Raw genomic sequence first — 18,416 nt, 5'->3', positions numbered from 1 at the left:
AGATAAGGTAGCCTCGAATGGTTAGAGTTGCCCGGCGTTTCGTGCGCGGGCCGAAGGGTTTGGATGGAGTCGCGACACCCGGTGCCGAAGTCGATGACGCAGCGCAGCGTTGCGGCGGCGGAAGGGTATCTCAAAGGCGAAAGGCGGGGGCTGCGCCCGCTGCTGGCGTTTGCCGGGCCGGCTCTGGTCGCCTCAATCGCCTACATGGACCCCGGCAACTTCGCGACCAACATCCAGGCCGGCGCCAAATACGGTTACACGCTGCTCTGGGTGGTGCTGGCCGCCAATCTGATCGCCATGCTGTTCCAGGCGCTGTCGGCCAAGCTCGGCATCGTCACCGGCCAGAACCTGGCGGAGATGTGCCGCGAGCATTTTCCGCAGCCGGTGGTCTTGGGCATGTGGGCGATCAGCGAAGGCGCCGCCATGGCCACCGACCTCGCCGAATTCCTCGGCGGCGCCATCGGCCTGTCGCTGCTGTTCCACATGCCGCTGTTCGCCGGCATGGTCGTGACCGCCATCGTCACCTACGGGATCCTGCTGCTGGAGGGGCGCGGCTTCCGCCCGCTCGAGCTGGTGATCAGCGCGCTCGTCGGCGTCATCGCGCTCGCCTACGTGGCCGAGATGTTCATCGCCCCGGTCGACTGGGGCGCGGCGGCGCTGCACACGGTGCTGCCGCAGATCGCGGACGCTCAGGCGCTGCTGATCGCCGTCGGCATCATCGGCGCAACCGTCATGCCGCACGCGGTCTACCTGCACTCCGGGCTGACGCAACACCGCACGCCGAGCCGCGACGACAAGGACCGGCGCGTGCTGGTGCGGCTGTCAAATCTCGAAGTGGTGGCGGCGCTGACGGCGGCCGGCCTCGTCAACCTGGCGATGGTGGCGATGTCATCGAGCGCCTTCCACGCAGGCCACAGCGATGTCGCCGAGATCGAGACCGCCTATCACACTTTGACGCCGTTGCTCGGCGCCGGCGCCGCCTCGCTGTTCCTCTTGTCGCTGATCGCCTCCGGCATTTCGTCGTCGGTGGTCGGCACGATCGCCGGGCAGATGATCATGCAGGGCTTCGTTGGGTTTCGCATCCCGATCTGGCTGCGCCGCGTCATCACCATGGCGCCGGCCTTCGTCGTCGTCGGCATGGGCGTGAACGCGACGCAGGCGCTGGTCGTCAGTCAGGTCATTCTCTCGATCGCGCTGCCGCTGCCGATGATCGCGCTGTTGATCTTCACCGGGCGGAGCTCGGTCATGGGCGCCTTCGTCAACACGCGGTTGACGACGGCTGCCGCCATCGCCGCGACCATCCTGGTGATGGTGCTCAACGCGATCCTGATCGCGCAGACCTTCGGTCTGCCGGTGCCCGGCATTCCCGCGTAGCGCGTCAGGCGGCGGCGACCGGGATCACCGCGGCGATGCATTCGTGGTCGCCCTTGACGCGGGTGCGATGGCCTTTGCCCTCGACGTCGCTCATCAGGATGCTGTCGCCGGGGCCGAAGCTGCGCTTCTCGCCGTCGCTCGCCGTCACCTCCAGATGCCCTTTCAGGCAGATGAGGAATTGCGCCTTCGGCGGATGTACAGCATCACCGACCCAGCCGGCCGGCAGACGGACGAACTGCAGGCCGTCGGCCTGATAGCTGTGCGAGACATAGGCGATCGGCGCCGGCGGCCGGTAATCGGCCTCGGCGAGAGCGACGTCGATCTGCTGGAAGTGGCTTTCGCCCTTGGCATCGGCCTTCAGTCGCGAAACCTTCATGACGCGCTCCTATTGTTGCGCAAGCCGCTTTGCGAATTGATAGAGCGGAGGAGGGCGCCGCGGCTTGACCTGCGTCAACGGCGGCGCGGCAAGAGTGAAGGCGCGATCGCTACGCGAGACGCGCCGGAATGGCACACCCGCTATAGTTGTGTTAGGCTCCGCTCCGGGGCGGCGGTCTTTGCGTTGCGCCGCGTTCGGGAGGGCACAATGACGATCGAAGTCAAAGCCTTTGCCAATGCAGACGACATCCTGATCGCGTGGGAGCCGGCCACCTGGTCCAACGATTGGGTCGGCTTCCAGCTCGAACGGCGTGACGAGACCAGCCGGCAGGTGACCGTCATCGCCAACCGCATCCCGCCAAAACCGGGCGGCGGGCCGGTGCAGGCGACCGGCATCTCTTCGACACAGTCGCCGATCCGGCGGTGCATCTGGACCGACCATAGCGTCGTCGACAGCAACAACGTGTCCTATCGCGTCACGGCCATGAAGAATGCCGCCGGCGGCGGCTTCGCGCCGGATGCCGCGTCTGCCTCGGACTGGACCGCGCCGACGGTCGCGACCGGCGAGGCGGGTGGCGGACTGACCTGCTATTTCAACCGCGGCACGCTGATGTCGCAGATCGTGTCGCGCTTCGTGAATGGCGACGTCTCCGACGCGTCGTTGCGACAATTCCTCGTTGACCTCGAAAAGCCGGGCTTCAACGCGCGACGTTATCTGTCCGGCGATATCCTGCCGAATATCCTCAAGTTCCTGCGCGACGCCGATCGCCGCGGCAGCGCCATCCATCTCGCGATCTACGAAATCAACGACCACGAGCTCGTCGATGCGCTCAAGCCGTTCGGCAAGCGCGGCCATGTCCTGCTCGGGAATGGCGGTGCGACCAAGCCGTGGGTGGCGCAGGAGTTGACCGCCGCCGGCGTTGAGGTTCGTCACCGCGATCTGTCGCACGGCCACGGGACATCGCCGAGCGTGCATAACAAGTTTCTCGTCGAAAGCGACGCTGCCGGGAAGAACGCGACGCGCGTGCTCACGGGCAGCACGAACTGGACGACGACCGGACTCTGCACGCAGCTCAACAACGTGCTGATCGTCGAGAACGCCGTGCTTGCCAGCCGCTTTCTCGATCAATGGGGCAAGCTTGTCGCGGCTGGGGACGCGATGCCCCCCGGTCTTGTGGCGACAAACTCGGTACCGAAAACCGACGGCGATCTCGCGCTTTATTTCGCCGCCAGCAAAGACGAGGCCGAGTTCAAGCCGGTGCTCGATCTCATCGCCGGCGCCAAACACGGCATCCTGTTCCTGATGTTCGCGCCGGGTAACTCGCCGCTCCTGAAGGCGCTGCTGGATCGCGTGTTGAAGAACGACATCTACGTTCGCGGCGTGGTGTCGCGCGTTGTGCCGCCCAAAAACCCAACTGACGGCGACGTCACCAAGGTCGGCGGCGAGGTGGTCAAATCGGGCGCACCGGCGCAAGACTTTTACGACGACGTGACCTTGCCGTCGGGCGTCAGCGCCGAAGATCATCCGTCCTGGGAGGAGACCGAGTTCAACGTCGCCGAGATGCTGAACAATCACCTGATGGCCATCGTCCACTCGAAAGTCATCGTCGTCGATCCGTTTTCCGACAACTGCGCCGTCATCACCGGCTCGCATAACTTCTCGGATTCGGCATCGCACAAGAACGACGAAAACCTCGTCATCGTTCGCGGCAATACCAGGCTGGGGCAGGCCTACGCCGTGCATATCAACGGCGTCTACGACCACTATTCGTGGCGTGCCTATCTCGGCAGCGGCGGCGATCCGAACCAGATCTACAAGCCGCTCGACGGCTGGAAACCCGGCGGCGCGCGCTATCAGGAGCTGGCGTTCTGGATGAACGCGCCGATCCCGCCGCGGAAGCCATCGGGCAAGTCGGCCGCGCAAAAGAAAACCGGCGCGGCAGCCAAAAAGCCGGCGGCCAAGAAGACGAGCAAGAAGACGAGCAAGAAAAAGGTCGCGAAGAAAACCGTCAGGAAGACCGCCGGTAAAAAGACGAAGACGTCGAGCAGGAAGAAGAGACCTTAGCTCTCCACCCGCGTCCAGCCGGACGGCATCAGCCGCTCCTGCGGCAGGAAGCGGCCTTTGTAGTCCATCTTGCGCGAGCCGGCGACCCAGTAGCCGAGATAGACGTAAGGCAAGCCCATCTGTCGCGCGCGCGCGATATGCTCGAGGATCATGAAGGTGCCGAGCGAGCGCTCCGCTTCGCCCGGTTCGAAGAACGAGTAGACCATCGACAGGCCGTCACTGAGCACGTCGGAGAGCGCCACGGCCATGAGTTCACCGCTGCCGCGGCCGTTGATCGCGGAGTCCGGCCCGCGCCGGCGATATTCGATGACGCGAGTCTCGACGTGGCTGTCCTCGATCATCATCGCGTAGTCGAGCACGGTCATGTCGGCCATGCCGCCGTCGCGGTGGCGGGCGTCGAGATAGGCGCGGAAGACCGAGTACTGCTCCGACGTCGGCGCCGGCGTCCGCATCTCGCCGATGAGATCGCCGTTGCGCTCGGCGACGCGCCGCATGTTGCGCGACGGCCTGAAGTCGGCCGCCACCACGCGCACCGAGATGCAGGCGCGGCAGGTCTCGCAGGCGGGGCGATAGGCGATCGACTGGCTGCGGCGGAAGCCGCCATGCGTGAGCAGGTCGTTGAGTTCCCCCGCCCGGTCGCCGACGAGATGGGTGAAGACCTTCCTCTCCTCCTGACCCTTGAGGTAGGGGCAGGGCGAGGGGGCGGTCAGGTAGAACTGCGGCGTGTCGCGCGAGTGTTGGGTCACCGGTCAGGCCAGAATGTCGTCGCCCGATTCGGAAAAAGCATCGCGCGCTCCGTGTTCCACGTCAAAGCCCATTATACCGGCCCCGCCCCGAAGGGTGCCGGCCGCAGCATGGCGGCGCGGCGGGCGTTGTTGATCACCACCGTGCCGAGCACGATGTCATGCAGGAGCCGCCGCCGCTCGTTGAAGAAGGCGACCAGCAGGATGAAGGGCGTGAAGAACGACACCGTGAACCAGAAGCCGACGGCGTGCACGGCGCCGAGCACGAAATAGGCCGGCGCGCCGTACCAGGTGCGCATCTCGAGATCCATCACCCGCATGCCGATGGTGGCCGAGGCCGGCGCGCCGAGCGTGGCGCCGAAATAGACGAGCGCCCAGACCACGGTCGCCGGCGGCAACAGCCAGTAGAGCGCGAAGCCGAGGCCAAGCGTGACGATGCCGAAGGCGAAGATGAACATCGCCGCCAGCAGCACCGGCACGGCGATCAGCACGAAGTCGATGACGAAGGCGACCACCCGGCGCGCCAGTACGCCCTCGAACAGTTCCGGCGAGGCGTAAGGGTCGTAGGCGTGCGGTTTGATGTCGATCGGCATCCGGCGGGACGGTCCCCTTGATTACGGACGAGACCACGATTTTGTCTCATCCACCCTGCAGGCGAGATGGGACAAGGATATCCCAACCGCAAGAGCGGCGGAACGCCCACTCTTGCTCCTCGCGGGCTGGCCCGCGGCGGCGACCTGCGGCATGGTACGCCCCCTGACGGAGAAGCGGATTTGAGCATTTCGATCAAGGATATCGAGGCCGCCCGCGGCGTCATCGCCGGCACGGTGCTGCGCACGCCGATGCTGCCGGCGCCGAAGCTGTCGGCGCTGACCGGCGCGCAGATTTTCGTCAAATACGAAAATCTCCAGGTCACCAATTCGTTCAAGGACCGCGGCGCGCTGGTCAAGCTCGCCTCCTTAAGCGAGGCCGAGCGGAGGCGCGGCGTCATCGCCATTTCGGCCGGTAACCATGCCCAGGCGGTCGCCTATCACGCGGCGCGGCTGAAGATCCCGGCGGTGATCGTGATGCCGGTGACGACGCCCTTCGTGAAGGTGGCGGCGACCAGGTCGCACGGCGCCGAAGTGGTGCTCCACGGCGAGAGCGTGTCGGAATGCCAGTCGCGCTGCGAAGAGATTCAGAGCGAGCGCGGGCTTACCCTCGTGCACCCTTACGACGACGCGCGTATCATCGCCGGGCAGGGCACCATCGCGCTGGAGATGCTCGAGGACGAGCCGGGTCTCGACACTTTGGTGATCCCGATCGGCGGCGGCGGGCTCATCGCCGGCAATGCGGTCGCGGCGAAGGCGCTGAAGCCGTCGATCGACATCGTCGGTACCGAAGCCACGCTCTATCCCGCGGTGTGGAACGCGCTGAATGGCGCGAGCCTGCCGATCGGCGGCCCGACGCTCGCCGAGGGCATCGCGGTCAAGAATGTCGGCAAGCTGACGCTGCCGGTCATCCGCGAACTCGTTTCCGAGGTGATCCTCGTCAACGAGGCGGAGCTCGAGCGGGCAGTGAATGCCTATCTGACGCTGCAGAAGACGATGGCGGAGGGAGCAGGCGCGGCCGGGCTGGCCGCGATGCTGGCGCGCCCCGACCGCTTCAAGGGCCGCAAGGTCGGTCTGATCCTCTGCGGCGGCAACATCGATCCGCGCATCCTTGCCTCCATCATGGTGCGCGAGCTCGACCGTGACAGTCGCATCGTCTCTTTCCGCCTGACCATCCCCGACCGCCCTGGCGTGCTCGGCCAGATCGCGACGCGGCTCGGCGAGCTCGGAGCCAACATTCTCGAGGTGGATCACCGCCGCCTGTTTCTCGACGTGCCGGCGAAGGGCGCCAAGCTCGACGTCACGGTCGAGACGCGCGACGCCGCGCATGCCGAGGATGTCATCAACGCCATGGCCGCGGACGGTTACCAGCCGGTGCGCATCGAGACCGGCGCGGCGATGGAGTGAGCGGCGCGAACCGGCGTTTCATCCGGCGGCGATTTGCGCAATGCGCATGCCGCGTGCGGCGGCCGCGCGAGAAGAAATCGCTCCGCCGGATAACGTTGTTCTCGCGCGATCGCGCACGGTGGCATGGCCGTACGTGAATCGCGCGTTCGGCAACCGCATTCTTGCTCCTGGCGAACGAGCGATTTGCAGCATGGCGTTCTCGCAATTTGCGCCGCGCCGCGATAGCGGTAATGGACGTGGGCGCTTCCGGCGAATGATATTTTTGCTTTGACGCAAGCGGCTTGCGGCCGTTTGTGTGTCGCATGCTCGAACGCCTTCGTCCGTCCGTTTCCGAACTGTCATCGTTGCTGGCGCGGCTCGCGCCGGCCGAGCGCCTGGCGGAATTGCGCCGCGCGCTCACCGGCCGCATCGTGTTCACGCACGGCTTCGGCGTCGAAGGCCAGCTCGTCTTCCATTGGCTGTGCGAGCAGGACCTCGACATCGACGTGGTGACGCTCGACACCGGCCGGCTGTTTCCGGAGACTTACGCCCTGTGGGCGGGGACCGAGCGGCGTTACGGCCGCCGTATTCACGCGATCTATCCCGAGCGCGCCGCGCTCGAAGCCATGGTGGCGCGCTACGGCATCGACGGCTTCTACGATTCGAAACAGGCGCGTCATGCCTGCTGCGGCGCGCGCAAGGTGCGGCCGCTGGATGCCGCGCTCGGCGATGCCGAGGCCTGGATCACCGGCGCGCGCGCCGACCAGAGCGACGTGCGCCGCGACGCCGGTCTCATTGCCGTCGACGACAGCCGCGGTATCCTCAAGGTCAATCCGCTGTTCGACTGGACGCGCGAGAAGGTGCTCGACGCCATCGCCGCCGCCGATGTGCCGATCAATGCGCTGCACGCCCAGGGTTACGTGTCGATCGGCTGCGCGCCGTGCACGCGCGCGATTGCGCCGGGTGAGCCGGAGCGCAACGGCCGCTGGTGGTGGGAGACGAACGGCGCCAAGGAATGCGGCCTGCATCTGCCGCGCGCGCGCCGCCGCGAGCTCGCCGGCTGCGGCTGAGCCTTACGCCGCCGACGACGCCTGCACCGGCGCCGGTGCGCTCGGGCGCAGATGCGTGCGCACCGGGTCGCTGGCGTGGATGCCAAGCAAATTGGGGCCGGCCTCGACCACCTCGTAGCCGTGCACGGCGAGCCACGCGTGCAGCAATTCGCGGCTGGTCTTCACGCCCGACACCAGCAGCACCGGATGGTGCGTGTCGATGACGTTCTGCGCGCCGGCGAGCGCTTCCAGTTCCATGCCGCCGACGTCGATCTTGATGAGATCGACGCGTGCCAGACCGATCGCGTCGAGCGGCACCTTCTGCACCGGCACGAGCTTGTCCTCGCCGTAGTCGATCGGCTGGCCGATGTCCTCATTGTCCGGCCGCTCGCGCAATTCCAGCGCGCCGAAATTGCCGGGCGTGAGATAGTTGGGGCAGGGCATCTTGACGACGCCCGGCTCGGCCGCCACGGCGCCGTGCACGGCGATGGCGTTGAAGCAGTTGTTGAGCGCGATGTTGCCGGCGAGCGCGTAGTAGAGCCGCTCCTGCGCCTCGATGGCGATCACCTCGCCCCAGCCGTTCATGGCGTTGGCCCACTCGATCGTGTGCACGCCGATATTGGCGCCGCAGTCGACGCCGACCACGCCGTTGCCGTGGAATTCCCGGCGCAGCATCAAGAGTTTTACCGCCAGCTCGACCTCGATCGCGTCGTAGGCGCCCTGATCGAGGATCTTGAAGCCGACGCCGTCGCCGCGGCCGGTATTGTCCGTCCGGTAGTCGAGGCGGTTGACGATCATCGCGCCGTGGTTCGACGAGGCGAGCACGAAGGCGAGCTTGCGCGCGGGCTGGAGCATTAGTCTCTCTGCGATTCGGGGACCGGCGGAACGCGCCGAACTGGACGCAAATGATTCGGCCGGCGGCAACGCCGGCCGAATCACTGCTCCAGTATAGACCGGCTTGCGCTCAGGCCTTGCCTTGGATCACCCGCCAGATGCGCTCCGACGTCGCCGGCATCTCGATGTGCCGCACGCCGAACTCCGACAGCGCGTCGACCACGGCATTCACCACGGCCGGCAGCGCGCCGACGCAGCCGGCTTCGCCGGCGCCCTTGACGCCGAGCGGGTTGGTCTTGGTCGGCACCGAATTGGCCTCGACCTCCATGTCGGGGAGGTTGTGCGCGTGCGGCATCGCGTAGTCCTGGAACGAGGCGGTGACGAGCTGGCCCTCGGCGTCGAAATGGATGTCCTCCATCAGCGCCTGGCCGACGCCCTGCGCGATGCCGCCCTGGATCTGGCCGTGCAGCAGCAGCGGGTTGATCACCGTGCCGACGTCGTCGACGACATTGTATCGCACGATCTGCACCTCGCCGGTCTCGCGGTCGATCTCCAGCTCGCAGACGTGGCAGCCGTTCGGATAGTTGGCGATCGGTGCGTTGTAGACGCCGGTGGCGGACAGGCCCGGCTCCATGTCCTTCGGCAGGTTCTTCGGCTCGAGCGCGGCGGCGGCGAGCTCCTTGATCGAGAGGGTGCGGTTGGTCTTGTTGGTCGAGAACACGCCGTCCTCGAAACGGAGGTCCTCCGGCGCCACCTGCAGCATGTGCGCGGCGATGGCGCGGCCCTTGGTGACGACCTTCTCGGTCGCCAGATGGAAGGCGGAGCCGGCGAGCGTCGCCGAGCGTGAGCCGCCGGTGCCTTCGCCGAAGAACACCTGGTCGGTGTCGCCCTGGATGTACTGCGCCTGGTGCGGATCGACGCCGAGCCGGTCGCAGACGATCTGCTTGAACGTGGTCTCGTGCCCCTGGCCCTGGTTGTTGGAGCCGGAGAACAGCATCACCGTGCCGTCGCGGTCGAAGCGCACCTCGGCGCCTTCGAGACTGGCGGCGGCGGCGCGCTCGATGGTGTTGGAGATGCCGAGCCCGCGCAGCTTGCCATGCCTGGCCGACTCGGCCTTGCGCGCCTTGAAGCCCTTCACATCCGCCATCGCCAGCGCGAGATCCATGTTCTTTTCGAATTCGCCGCAGTCCCAGGTGAAGGTCAGCGGCGTCTTGTACGGCATCGCGCTCGGCGGCACGTAGTTCTTCCGGCGCAGCTCGGCCGGATCGATGCCGAGCTCGTCGGCGGCGCAGTCGACCATGCGCTCGATGACGAAGGCGGCCTCCGGGCGGCCGTTGCCGCGATAGGGGCGGATCGGGTTGGTGTGGGTGAACACCGCGGTGATGTCGACGAAGATCGCCGGCGTCTTGTAGGTGCCGGCGAGCGAACCGGCGTTGAGGAAGAAGGCCGGCATCGCCGTCTGCAGATAAGCGCCGATGGCGGCGATCGTCTTCACGCGGAAGCCGAGCATGGTGCCGTCCTTGGCCAGCGCCAGCTCCGCCTCGGTGACGTTGTCGCGCGCCTGCGCGTCGGACAGGAACGCTTCGGTGCGCGTCGAGATCCATTTGACCGGCCGGCCGGTCAGCTTCGAGGCCAGCAGCACCAGCGGCATTTCGTTGAAGACCGGCGATTTCATGCCGAACGAGCCGCCGGTGTCGCCGGTGATGATGCGGATCTTGCTCTCCGGGACCTTCATCAGCTTGGAGAAGTCGGTGCGCGTCGGATGAGGCCGCTGGATCGCGGTGTACAGCGTGTAGCGCCCGTCGGCGATGTTGTAGTCGCCGACCGCGCCGCGCGGCTCCATGGTCGCGGCGGTGACGCGGTTGATGACGAACTTCTGCTTGACGACGTGGTCGGCCTTGGCGAAGGCGGCGTCGGTCGCCTCCTTGTTGCCGACCAGCTCGACGAAGCCGACGTTGTCGGCCGCGTCCTCCCACACCTTGACGGCGCCCGGCTTGGCGGCGTCCTCGGTGGAAGTGATCGCCGGCAGCGGCTCGTAGTCGACAGTGATGCGCTCGGCGGCGTCGAGCGCCTGCGCCACGCTTTCGGCGACGACGAAGGCGACGGGGTCGCCGATCCAGCGCGTGCGATCCTCGGCGAGGATCGGATAGCGCGTCTTGATCATCGGCGAGCCGTCGCGGCGCTTCAAGCCGCCGGGGATCGGCAGGTCGCCCCAGCCGGCCGCCTTGAAGTCGGCCGCGGTGAGCACCGCCAGCACGCCCGGCGCTTGCTTCGCGGCGCTGACGTCGAGCGATTTGATCTTGGCATGCGCATACTGCGAGCGCAGCACGACGCCGTGCGCCATGCCCGGCAGCTTGACGTCGTCGACATAGCGGCCGCCGCCCTGCAACAGACGCGGATCCTCGAACCGCGACACGCCTTGTCCGATGGCGAATTCACCCATTGGTCTTGCCTTCTTTATTCTTGAATTGTCGTTGTTCACCGGGCCGGTGAGGGAAGGGAAACTGCCCGAAGCCTTCGATCTCAGCCTTTGCTCAATTGCTCCGCCACGCGGGGCGCGAAATACGTGAGAATGCCGTCGCAGCCGGCGCGCTTGAAGGCGATCAGGCTTTCGGTCATTGCCCGCTCGCCGTCGAGCCAGCCGTTCTGCGCCGCCGCCATGATCATCGCGTACTCGCCCGACACCTGGTAGGCGAAGGTCGGCATGCCGAACGTCTCCTTCACCCGCGCGCAGATGTCGAGATAGGGCATGCCCGGCTTCACCATGATCATGTCGGCGCCTTCCTCGATGTCGAGTGCGACCTCGCGCAGCGCCTCGTCGGTATTGGCCGGATCCATCTGGTAGGTGCGCTTGTCGCCGGTCAGCGTCTTGGCCGAGCCGACCGCGTCGCGGAACGGCCCGTAGAAGGCGGAGGCGTATTTTGCCGCATAGGCCATGATCGAGATGTCGGTGTGGCCGGTGGCGTCGAGCGCCTTGCGGATGGCACCGACGCGGCCGTCCATCATGTCGGACGGCGCGATGATGTCGCAGCCGGCCTCGACCTGCACCAAGGCCTGCTTCACCAGCATGGCGACCGTTTCGTCGTTGAGGATTTCGCCGTCGCGGATGAGGCCGTCATGGCCGTGGCTGGTGAAGGGGTCGAGCGCCACGTCGCAGAGCACGCCGACGTCCGGCGCCTCCTTCTTGATGGCGCGGATGGCGCGGCAGACGAGATTGTCGGGGTTGAGCGCCTCGCTGCCGGTCTCGTCGCGCAAGGAGGGGTTGGTGTAGGGGAACAAAGCGATGCAGGGGATCGTCAGCTTCGCCGCGCGCGCCGCCTCGCGGGCGATCTCGTCGACCGACAGCCGCTCGACGCCAGGCATCGAGGCGACCGGCTGGCGGGCGTTGTCGCCCTCCATGACGAACAGCGGCCAGATCAGGTCGTTCGTGGTGAGCACATGCTCGCGCACCATGCGCCGCGCCCAGTCGGCACGGCGGTTGCGCCGCATGCGGATGGTGAGGTCGAGCGGGGCGGGGCCCGCGTCGTCATGCGTGACCGGCACGAAGCCGACAGACCGCTCGAGGGGGCGGCCGAACTTGATCGCCATGGCAGTTCTCCGAACGGCGCCTTTTTAGCCCGTCCGGCGCGACCCCGCTACCCGCGCGTCAGCATGAAGATGGAACGCGCGGGCGCTGCTTAACCCTCCCCCGCGCAGCGGTGGGGAGGGTCGGTTCGCAATCGCGTGAGATTGCGAACCGGAGTGGGGGGTGCTTCGTTTTTTTTGCCGCTCGGCATCGCGACAGCATCTGCCCCCCCCTGACCCCTCCCCACCACGCTGCGCGTGGGGGGAGAGGGAGTTCATCTCAGGACGCTCGACCGCCCGCCTGCCGTTCCATCTCGGCGGCGACCTCGAGGCACTGCTTGTCGCGGTAGATCGAGGCGATGGCCATCACCTTGCCGCCCTTGCGGTAGCGGACGAGGCAGTCGCGCTTCATGACGTCGCCGTCGATCTCGATGGCATCCCAGCCCTCGGCGTGGCCGACATAATTGATCGGCACGTCGTAATGCTGGCTCCAGAAGAACGGCACCGCGCGGTGCGGCGTCTTCTCGCCCAGCATGTTGAGCGCCGCGGTCTGGCCCTGCCGCTCGGCTACCACCCAGTGCTCGACCCGGATCTGCGCGCCGGTATAGGCGTCCGGCCAGCGGGCAATGTCGCCGGCGGCGTAAACGTCCGGCGCGCTGGTCATGAGGTACTGATCGACGCGGACGCCCTTGTCGATCGCAAGCCCGGCCTTCTCGGCCAGCGCAAGGCGCGGGCGCACGCCGACGCCGACCACGACGAGATCGGCGGGAAGCGTCTTGCCGCTCTTCAGCGTCACCTGCTTGGCCGCGATGGCGGTCGCCGTGTCCTCGAGGTGGAACACGACGCCGTGCTCCTCGTGCAGGCGCTTGACGAAGTCGCCGAGCTCGGGGCCGAATACTTTTTCGAGCGGTCGCTTCTCCGGCGCAACGACGTGCACCTCCAGTTCGCGCGCGCGCAACGAGGCGGCGACCTCGAGGCCGATGAAGCTCGCGCCGATCACCACGGCGCGTTTCGCGTCCTTGGCGGCGGCGACGATGCGGCGGCTGTCGTCGAACGAGCGCAGCACATGCACGTGCGGCAAGTCAGCGCCGGGCACCGGCAGCTTCACCGGCTCGGCGCCGGTCGCCAGCAGCAATTTGTCGTAGGGCAGGGAGCCGCCGTCGGCGAGCGTGACGGTCTTCGCCTTGGGATCGAAGGCGGTGACCTCCGCCTTCAGCTTCAATGCGATTTTGTTCGTCTCGTACCAGTCCGGCCCGCGCAGCGGCACCCAGTCCTCCGGCGCGCTGCCGGCGAGATAGTCCTTGGACAGGTTCGGGCGGTCGACCGGCGCGTCGCTGTCGTTCGACAGCATGGTGACGTCGCCGGCAAAGCCGCGCCGCCGCAGCATCTCCGCCGCGGCCAAGCCGGCGGCGCCGCCGCCGATGATGACGATGCGGCCGGAGCCGCCGATCGTCGCCGGCTTCGGCTGCTCTTTCTTGCCGCCGACGACGATGCGGCCCTCGCTCTCGCTCACCACGTAGCAGGCGAGGGGATCGAGCGCCGGCGCCGCCAGCGCCTCGCCGGTGGCAATCGAGAAGCAGGCGTGATGCCAGGGGCAGCGGATCGTGTCGCCGACGACGAGCCCTTCCGCCAGCGGCCCGTGATAATGCGTGCATTCGGCTGCCAGGGCCGACACCGTGCCGCCGCGGCGGACCACCAGCACCTTGGCGTCGCCGACATGGCCGGCCAGCATCGCCCCTTCCTTGAGGTCGCCGGAGGGAATGCCCTTTGCGAGATCGGGTCCTTTGTCGTCCTCGGCCATGATCGCTCCTCCCTTGGGTCAGTCACCTTTATTGGACGCGCGAGTGCGCGCAAAATTCCCTCCGTCAACGGCCAGGGAGCGCCGCGGTTGCCGACATCCCGGCCGCTTTGCTAAGCCAGCCGGACCATGGACTTCTCCCTCACCGAGGAACAGCGCGCCTTCCAGGCGACGGCGCGGCAGTTCGCCCGCGAGGCGATGATGCCGCATGCGCGCGACTGGGACGAGGGCGAGGTCTTCCCGGTCGAGGCGCTGCGCGCCGCCGCCGCGCTCGGCTTCGCCGGCATCTATGTGCGCGACGAGTTCGGCGGCTCCGGCCTGACACGGCTCGACGCGGCCTTGATCTTCGAGGAACTGGCGCAAGGCTGCACCTCGACCGCGGCCTATCTCTCCATCCACAACATGGTCGCCTGGATGATCGACCGCTACGGCGGCGAGCCGCAGCGCCAGCGCTTCCTGCCCAAGCTCTGCACCATGGAGCACTTCGGCAGCTACTGCCTGACCGAGCCCGGCGCCGGCTCCGACGCGGCGAGCCTGACGACGAAAGCGCGCCGCGACGGCGATCATTACGTGCTCGACGGCGCCAAGGCCTTCATCTCCGGCGGTGGCCGCTCCGACCTTTACCTCGTCATGGCCCGCACCGGCGAGAACGGCCCGCGCGGCATCTCCTGCATCGCGGTCGAGAAGGGCACGCCCGGGCTGTCCTTCGGCGCGCAGGAGAAGAAGCTCGGCTGGAAGACGCAGCCGACGGCGATGGTGCTGTTCGAGAATTGCCGCGTGCCGGTCGAGAACCTGATCGGAGCCGAAGGCGAGGGCTTCCGCATCGCCATGGCCGGCCTCGACGGCGGCCGCCTCAACATCGGCGCCTGCTCGCTCGGTGGCGCGCAGTTCTGCCTCGACCGCACGATCGACTACATGAAGGAGCGCCGCCAGTTCGGCACGCGGCTCGCCGACTTCCAGGCGCTGCAATTCCGCCTCGCCGATTACGCCACCGAGCTCGACGCTGCGCGGCTGTTGCTGCATCGCGCCGCAGTCGCCGTTTCCGGGGGCGAACCCGGCGCCACGCCGCTCGCCGCCAAGGCCAAACGCCTCGCCACCGACGTCGGCTTCGAGGTGGTCAATGGCTGCCTGCAACTGCACGGCGGCTACGGCTATCTGCGCGACCACCCGATCGAGCGCGTGCTGCGCGATGTGCGCGTGCACCAGATCCTCGAGGGCACCAACGAGATCATGCGGGTGATCATCGCCCGCGCGATGCTTCAGCAGTAGCGCGTCGTCGCCTCACCCGAGTGTCGGTTTGGACATATCTGCTGCGGCAGCTATAGGATCGTAGTCGTGAGCATAGGCTTTCCGAATGCTGTGCATTGGTAGGGCCGGATCGCACACCCGTTCCACAGTCAATTGACGGTATCCCGAAACCGTGTCTACATTAATTGACGGGTGTTGGGGGCGGGTATGCGCGCGTATTTCGGGCCAGCTTTGCTGGCGGTCTGTCTTGTGTTTTCCGGCTGCGCTCAAATCAATCCCGGTGGTCCGCCCGGTTTGCCGGACCAGCCCGCGCCGAAATTGCCGATTTCCAAGGTATCCGCTGTCGCGAAGACGTCCTGGCCGGCAATCGTGAACGAGATTGACGGGGCGCTTCCGCGCTGCGGCGGCACGCCGCCTGCCTGCCAGGGCACGGAGCAGGACGGTCATTTCATCCTTCAGCGTGAGAACGCATGGAACGTGTTCGGCCAGATTGCCGGCAAGGACGTAGGCTGGGAGGGCAGCGTGTGGCGCTGGGATCCCGTGAACGTGCAATTCAATAATTCAAATTTTAGTGCGACCGCGCATCTCCTGTACCATTTCAAAGTAGGCTTTACACAATATGGCGAGGTCGCGAGCTGCGGCTACGGCCAGCCGGCGCGCGAAATGTATGTCGGCCTGAGTGGTCCCGTGAGAGTAATGCCCGACTGGTATCTCGACGCGCAATTGAGCCCGAATGTTACCCCGGGCAATCTCTGTCAAGTAACGATCCTCAACTTTAACGTGACGCCAGCGCTCGCCAGCGCCACCAACGGCGCCTTGCAGCAATTTGCCGACAAGGCCAACAGCGCGGTCAGGACCAGGTCGAATATGCAGGCGAAAGCGGGAGCGATCTGGTCGGCGCTCCAACAGCCAATCGATCTTGGGCAGAACTCGTGGCTGACCATCAACCCGAACGGTGTGTCCGTCGAGCAGCCAAGGATCACTGATGCTGGACAATACCTGTCATTACCGATTTCGCTCCAAGCTGAACCGCGCATTGACATCGGCGGTGCGCCGATCAGCATTTTCCCTTCTCCGCTTCCACCGATCGGCAACGGCCCGGTTCCGCGTGAGTTCTCCGTCTATCTTCAAGCAGAAATGACCCATGCCGAGCTTTCCCGCCGGCTGCGTGAATTGTTCGTCGATAAGTATTATCAGATCAGTCCGAAGTGGCCGCTGAACGACGCATATGTCCGCATTGCCGATATTCAGGTGCGCAGCAACGGGCCCCAACTGGTTCTGGAAGTTACGGTGGACGGCGCGACGCACGGGACCTTGTATTTCGTCGGCACTCCGAAATTCATCAAAAATACAAATGGTAGGGTCGGCGGCCGCGTTGTCATCAACGATCTCGATTACACGGTCGAGACCAAGAACGTTTTGATAAAGCTGGGTGACTGGCTACTCCATAGCCGGCTGCGAGCACAACTGCGAAGTGCCGCTAGATGGGATGTATCGCGTGAACTGCAACAGGCGTATATTGGCCTGAAAGGCGCGATGAATCGCACCATCAGTCCAGACCTGAAGCTGTCCGGCAGTATCACACGCTTCGGTCCGGGCCAGATATGGATTGGTTCTGACGGAGTGCACGCCTTCTACGCCGTCAAAGGCCATTTGGACGCGGTCGTGACACCGTGACCTTGACTTATTGACGCCGCGCAAAGCAGGGCGTGTCGAGCGGCACGCAACTCTGCGCGTCGCCGATGCGGATGCATAAACACCGAGCCCCTCGCACAGCTCGCGCGGGCGCGCCCGACATACAGTTGCGCACGGCGCGCCGGCCGGGCTACCACCGGCTCTCCGTGGAGGCGGGCGAGCGCGTGACCGATTTCAGCAGCGACGAGATTTTGTTCGAGCGCCGCGGCGCGGCCGGGTTGATCACGCTCAACCGGCCGCAGGCGCTCAATGCCGTCACGCATGCGATGGTGCATGCGCTGCGGGCGCAGCTCGAGGCCTGGGCAAACGACGATGCCGTTACGCGCGTGGTCATCGCGGGCGCGGGTGGGCGCGCGTTCTCGGCCGGCGGCGACATCCGCGCCCTCTATGAACTGGGCAAGGCCGGCCAATACGAAGAAGCGCTTTCGTTCTGGCGCGACGAATATCCGCTCAACGCGCTGATCAAGAACTACCGCAAGCCGTACGTCGCGCTCATCGACGGCATCGTCATGGGCGGCGGCGTCGGCGTGTCGGTGCACGGCTCGCATCGCGTCGCCGGCGACCGCTTCTCCTTCGCCATGCCGGAGGTCGGCATCGGCTTCTTCCCCGACGTTGGCGCCACCTGGTTCCTGCCGCGCATGCCGGGCGAGCTCGGCACGTATTGCGCGCTGACCGGCGAGCGCTTCAATGCGGCCGATAGTGTCGCCGCCGGCATCGCCACCCACCGCATTCCCTCGGCGCGCTTTCCGGCGCTGGTCGAGGGCCTGACCGGCACCGTGTCCGTCGACGCCGTGCTCGCCGCCTTTGCCGAGCCGGCGGGGGAGGGGCCGATCGCGGCGCGCCAAAGCGTGATCGACCGTCTGTTTGCGGGATCGAGCGTCGACGCCATCCTCGCCGCGCTCGACGCCGAGGCGGTATCGAGCGGCGGCGATGCCGAATGGGCCGGCAAGACCGCCGCGACAATGCGCACCAAGTCGCCGCTCAGCCTCAAGCTGGCGCTGGCGCAGGTGCGCCGCGGCGGCGCGCTCGACTTCGCCGCGTGCATGCGCACCGAATTCCGCATAGTCTCGCGCGTCATCCATGGTCATGATTTCTACGAGGGCGTGCGCGCCGTGATCGTCGACAAGGACAATGCCCCGCGCTGGCGGCCGGCGAGCCTCGCGGAGGTGAGCGAGGCCGAGGTCGAGCGGCATTTCGCAGCCCGCGCCGAAGGCGAGCTGCCGCTGCCATGATGGTGACCAGGACCGAAGCGCGCCGCGACGAAGAGGACCTGCGTAACCTCGAGCCGGTGCACGAGCACGACGGCGATCAGGGCGCCAGCCTGTGGACGCGCCGGCTCGTCATGTTCCTGCGCGTGATGGCCGGCCTGTCGATGCTCAAGGGCCTCTATCACTGGGCGCACCTGATCGGCATCGGCACCGGCGGCAACCTGTTCGAATACCATTCCATCGCCTGGCAGGCGTCGACGATGTTCTTCGCCGTGATCGATCTCGTCGCCGCGGTTGGGCTGTGGCTCGCCGCCGCCTGGGGAGCGGTGATCTGGCTGATGTCGGTCGCCTCGATGCTGGCGCTGGAGGTGTTCTTCCCGCAGGTGTTTGGCGCCAGCTTCCTGACCGGCTTGCTCGAGGCGGCGCTGCTGGGCTTGTATCTCTATCTCGCACTCAAGGCGGCGCAGGAACACCCGCCTTAAATCAC

Annotated in this window: 15 protein-coding genes; 8 read left to right on the top strand and 7 right to left on the bottom strand. The window is 66.4% G+C overall.

Annotation, left to right across the window (positions count from 1 at the left end; translation table 11 throughout):
• Positions 1–63 precede the first annotated feature (63 nt).
• Positions 64–1,374 (top strand): Nramp family divalent metal transporter, encoded by a 1,311-nt coding sequence (locus VGV41_RS07985; RefSeq protein WP_326863272.1) that lies wholly within the window; start codon positions 64–66, stop codon positions 1,372–1,374.
• 4 nt (positions 1,375–1,378) lie between these two features.
• Here the strand turns inward: VGV41_RS07985 and VGV41_RS07980 are convergent, their stop codons facing one another.
• Positions 1,379–1,750: a cupin domain-containing protein gene (locus VGV41_RS07980; protein WP_326863270.1), complete on the bottom strand. Its 372-nt coding sequence runs from the start codon at positions 1,748–1,750 to the stop codon at positions 1,379–1,381.
• 207 nt (positions 1,751–1,957) lie between these two features.
• On the opposite strand from VGV41_RS07980, the gene VGV41_RS07975 reads away from it, so the two are divergent.
• Positions 1,958–3,814, top strand: coding sequence for a phospholipase D-like domain-containing protein (locus VGV41_RS07975; RefSeq protein ID WP_326863269.1), 1,857 nt, complete (start codon positions 1,958–1,960; stop codon positions 3,812–3,814).
• Here the strand turns inward: VGV41_RS07975 and VGV41_RS07970 are convergent.
• Positions 3,811–4,560 (bottom strand): arginyltransferase, encoded by a 750-nt coding sequence (locus VGV41_RS07970; RefSeq protein ID WP_326863268.1) that lies wholly within the window; start codon positions 4,558–4,560, stop codon positions 3,811–3,813. The genes VGV41_RS07975 and VGV41_RS07970 overlap by 4 nt on opposite strands.
• Before the next feature lie 71 nt (positions 4,561–4,631).
• Entirely contained in the window at positions 4,632–5,150 is a 519-nt protein-coding gene (locus tag VGV41_RS07965; RefSeq protein WP_326863267.1) for an RDD family protein, read from the bottom strand.
• 180 nt (positions 5,151–5,330) lie between these two features.
• Between VGV41_RS07965 and VGV41_RS07960 the strand changes: the two genes are divergently transcribed.
• Both VGV41_RS07960 and VGV41_RS07955 read left to right on the top strand, forming a co-directional pair.
• Positions 5,331–6,554: a threonine ammonia-lyase gene (locus VGV41_RS07960; RefSeq protein WP_326863266.1), complete on the top strand. Its 1,224-nt coding sequence runs from the start codon at positions 5,331–5,333 to the stop codon at positions 6,552–6,554.
• A 302-nt stretch (positions 6,555–6,856) separates the two neighbouring features.
• Positions 6,857–7,603, top strand: coding sequence for a phosphoadenylyl-sulfate reductase (locus tag VGV41_RS07955; RefSeq protein ID WP_326863265.1), 747 nt, complete (start codon positions 6,857–6,859; stop codon positions 7,601–7,603).
• Between the two features lie 3 nt (positions 7,604–7,606).
• Here the strand turns inward: VGV41_RS07955 and VGV41_RS07950 are convergent, their stop codons facing one another.
• From VGV41_RS07950 to VGV41_RS07935, 4 genes are all read right to left on the bottom strand, one after another.
• Entirely contained in the window at positions 7,607–8,437 is an 831-nt protein-coding gene (locus tag VGV41_RS07950; RefSeq protein WP_326863264.1) for an FkbM family methyltransferase, read from the bottom strand.
• A gap of 109 nt (positions 8,438–8,546) precedes the next feature.
• Positions 8,547–10,859: a xanthine dehydrogenase family protein molybdopterin-binding subunit gene (locus VGV41_RS07945; protein WP_326863262.1), complete on the bottom strand. Its 2,313-nt coding sequence runs from the start codon at positions 10,857–10,859 to the stop codon at positions 8,547–8,549.
• 80 nt (positions 10,860–10,939) lie between these two features.
• Positions 10,940–12,004 carry a porphobilinogen synthase gene (hemB, locus tag VGV41_RS07940; protein ID WP_326863260.1) on the bottom strand — a complete coding sequence of 355 codons (1,065 nt, stop codon included), beginning with the start codon at positions 12,002–12,004 and terminating at the stop codon, positions 10,940–10,942.
• Positions 12,005–12,260: 256 nt separating this feature from the next.
• The gene (locus VGV41_RS07935; protein WP_326863259.1) at positions 12,261–13,781 is read right to left on the bottom strand and encodes an FAD-dependent oxidoreductase; all 1,521 of its coding nucleotides are present in this window, start codon (positions 13,779–13,781) and stop codon (positions 12,261–12,263) included.
• Positions 13,782–13,907: 126 nt separating this feature from the next.
• Here VGV41_RS07935 and VGV41_RS07930 point away from each other — a divergent pair, with 126 nt between their 5' ends.
• The 4 genes from VGV41_RS07930 (at position 13,908) to VGV41_RS07915 (ending at position 18,411) form a co-directional block, all read left to right on the top strand.
• Positions 13,908–15,047 (top strand): acyl-CoA dehydrogenase family protein, encoded by a 1,140-nt coding sequence (locus VGV41_RS07930; RefSeq protein WP_326863258.1) that lies wholly within the window; start codon positions 13,908–13,910, stop codon positions 15,045–15,047.
• 186 nt (positions 15,048–15,233) lie between these two features.
• Complete coding sequence (locus VGV41_RS07925) at positions 15,234–16,703, top strand: DUF4403 family protein (protein WP_326863257.1); 1,470 nt, start codon at positions 15,234–15,236, stop codon at positions 16,701–16,703.
• 182 nt (positions 16,704–16,885) lie between these two features.
• Positions 16,886–17,953, top strand: a complete 1,068-nt coding sequence (locus VGV41_RS07920; RefSeq protein ID WP_326863256.1) for an enoyl-CoA hydratase/isomerase family protein — start codon at positions 16,886–16,888, stop codon at positions 17,951–17,953.
• Positions 17,950–18,411 (top strand): DUF6163 family protein, encoded by a 462-nt coding sequence (locus VGV41_RS07915; protein WP_326863255.1) that lies wholly within the window; start codon positions 17,950–17,952, stop codon positions 18,409–18,411. The genes VGV41_RS07920 and VGV41_RS07915 overlap by 4 nt, the downstream gene beginning before the upstream one ends.
• Positions 18,412–18,416: the final 5 nt, after the last annotated feature.

This window comes from Pseudolabrys sp., assembly GCF_035943735.1.
Taxonomy (GTDB): domain Bacteria; phylum Pseudomonadota; class Alphaproteobacteria; order Rhizobiales; family Xanthobacteraceae; genus Pseudolabrys.
This window is presented reverse-complemented; position numbering and strand designations above follow the sequence as displayed.

What these genes read in the sequence shown, in the direction of transcription:
- VGV41_RS07965 (WP_326863267.1), bottom strand. Translation starts at nt 5,150, where the DNA reads ATGCCGATCGACATCAAACCGCACGCCTACGACCCTTACGCCTCGCCG.
- VGV41_RS07955 (WP_326863265.1), top strand. Translation starts at nt 6,857, where the DNA reads ATGCTCGAACGCCTTCGTCCGTCCGTTTCCGAACTGTCATCGTTGCTG.
- VGV41_RS07980 (WP_326863270.1), bottom strand. Translation starts at nt 1,750, where the DNA reads ATGAAGGTTTCGCGACTGAAGGCCGATGCCAAGGGCGAAAGCCACTTC.
- VGV41_RS07925 (WP_326863257.1), top strand. Translation starts at nt 15,234, where the DNA reads ATGCGCGCGTATTTCGGGCCAGCTTTGCTGGCGGTCTGTCTTGTGTTT.
- hemB (WP_326863260.1), bottom strand. Translation starts at nt 12,004, where the DNA reads ATGGCGATCAAGTTCGGCCGCCCCCTCGAGCGGTCTGTCGGCTTCGTG.
- VGV41_RS07945 (WP_326863262.1), bottom strand. Translation starts at nt 10,859, where the DNA reads ATGGGTGAATTCGCCATCGGACAAGGCGTGTCGCGGTTCGAGGATCCG.
- VGV41_RS07975 (WP_326863269.1), top strand. Translation starts at nt 1,958, where the DNA reads ATGACGATCGAAGTCAAAGCCTTTGCCAATGCAGACGACATCCTGATC.
- VGV41_RS07935 (WP_326863259.1), bottom strand. Translation starts at nt 13,781, where the DNA reads ATGGCCGAGGACGACAAAGGACCCGATCTCGCAAAGGGCATTCCCTCC.
- VGV41_RS07930 (WP_326863258.1), top strand. Translation starts at nt 13,908, where the DNA reads ATGGACTTCTCCCTCACCGAGGAACAGCGCGCCTTCCAGGCGACGGCG.
- VGV41_RS07915 (WP_326863255.1), top strand. Translation starts at nt 17,950, where the DNA reads ATGATGGTGACCAGGACCGAAGCGCGCCGCGACGAAGAGGACCTGCGT.
- VGV41_RS07950 (WP_326863264.1), bottom strand. Translation starts at nt 8,437, where the DNA reads ATGCTCCAGCCCGCGCGCAAGCTCGCCTTCGTGCTCGCCTCGTCGAAC.
- VGV41_RS07985 (WP_326863272.1), top strand. Translation starts at nt 64, where the DNA reads ATGGAGTCGCGACACCCGGTGCCGAAGTCGATGACGCAGCGCAGCGTT.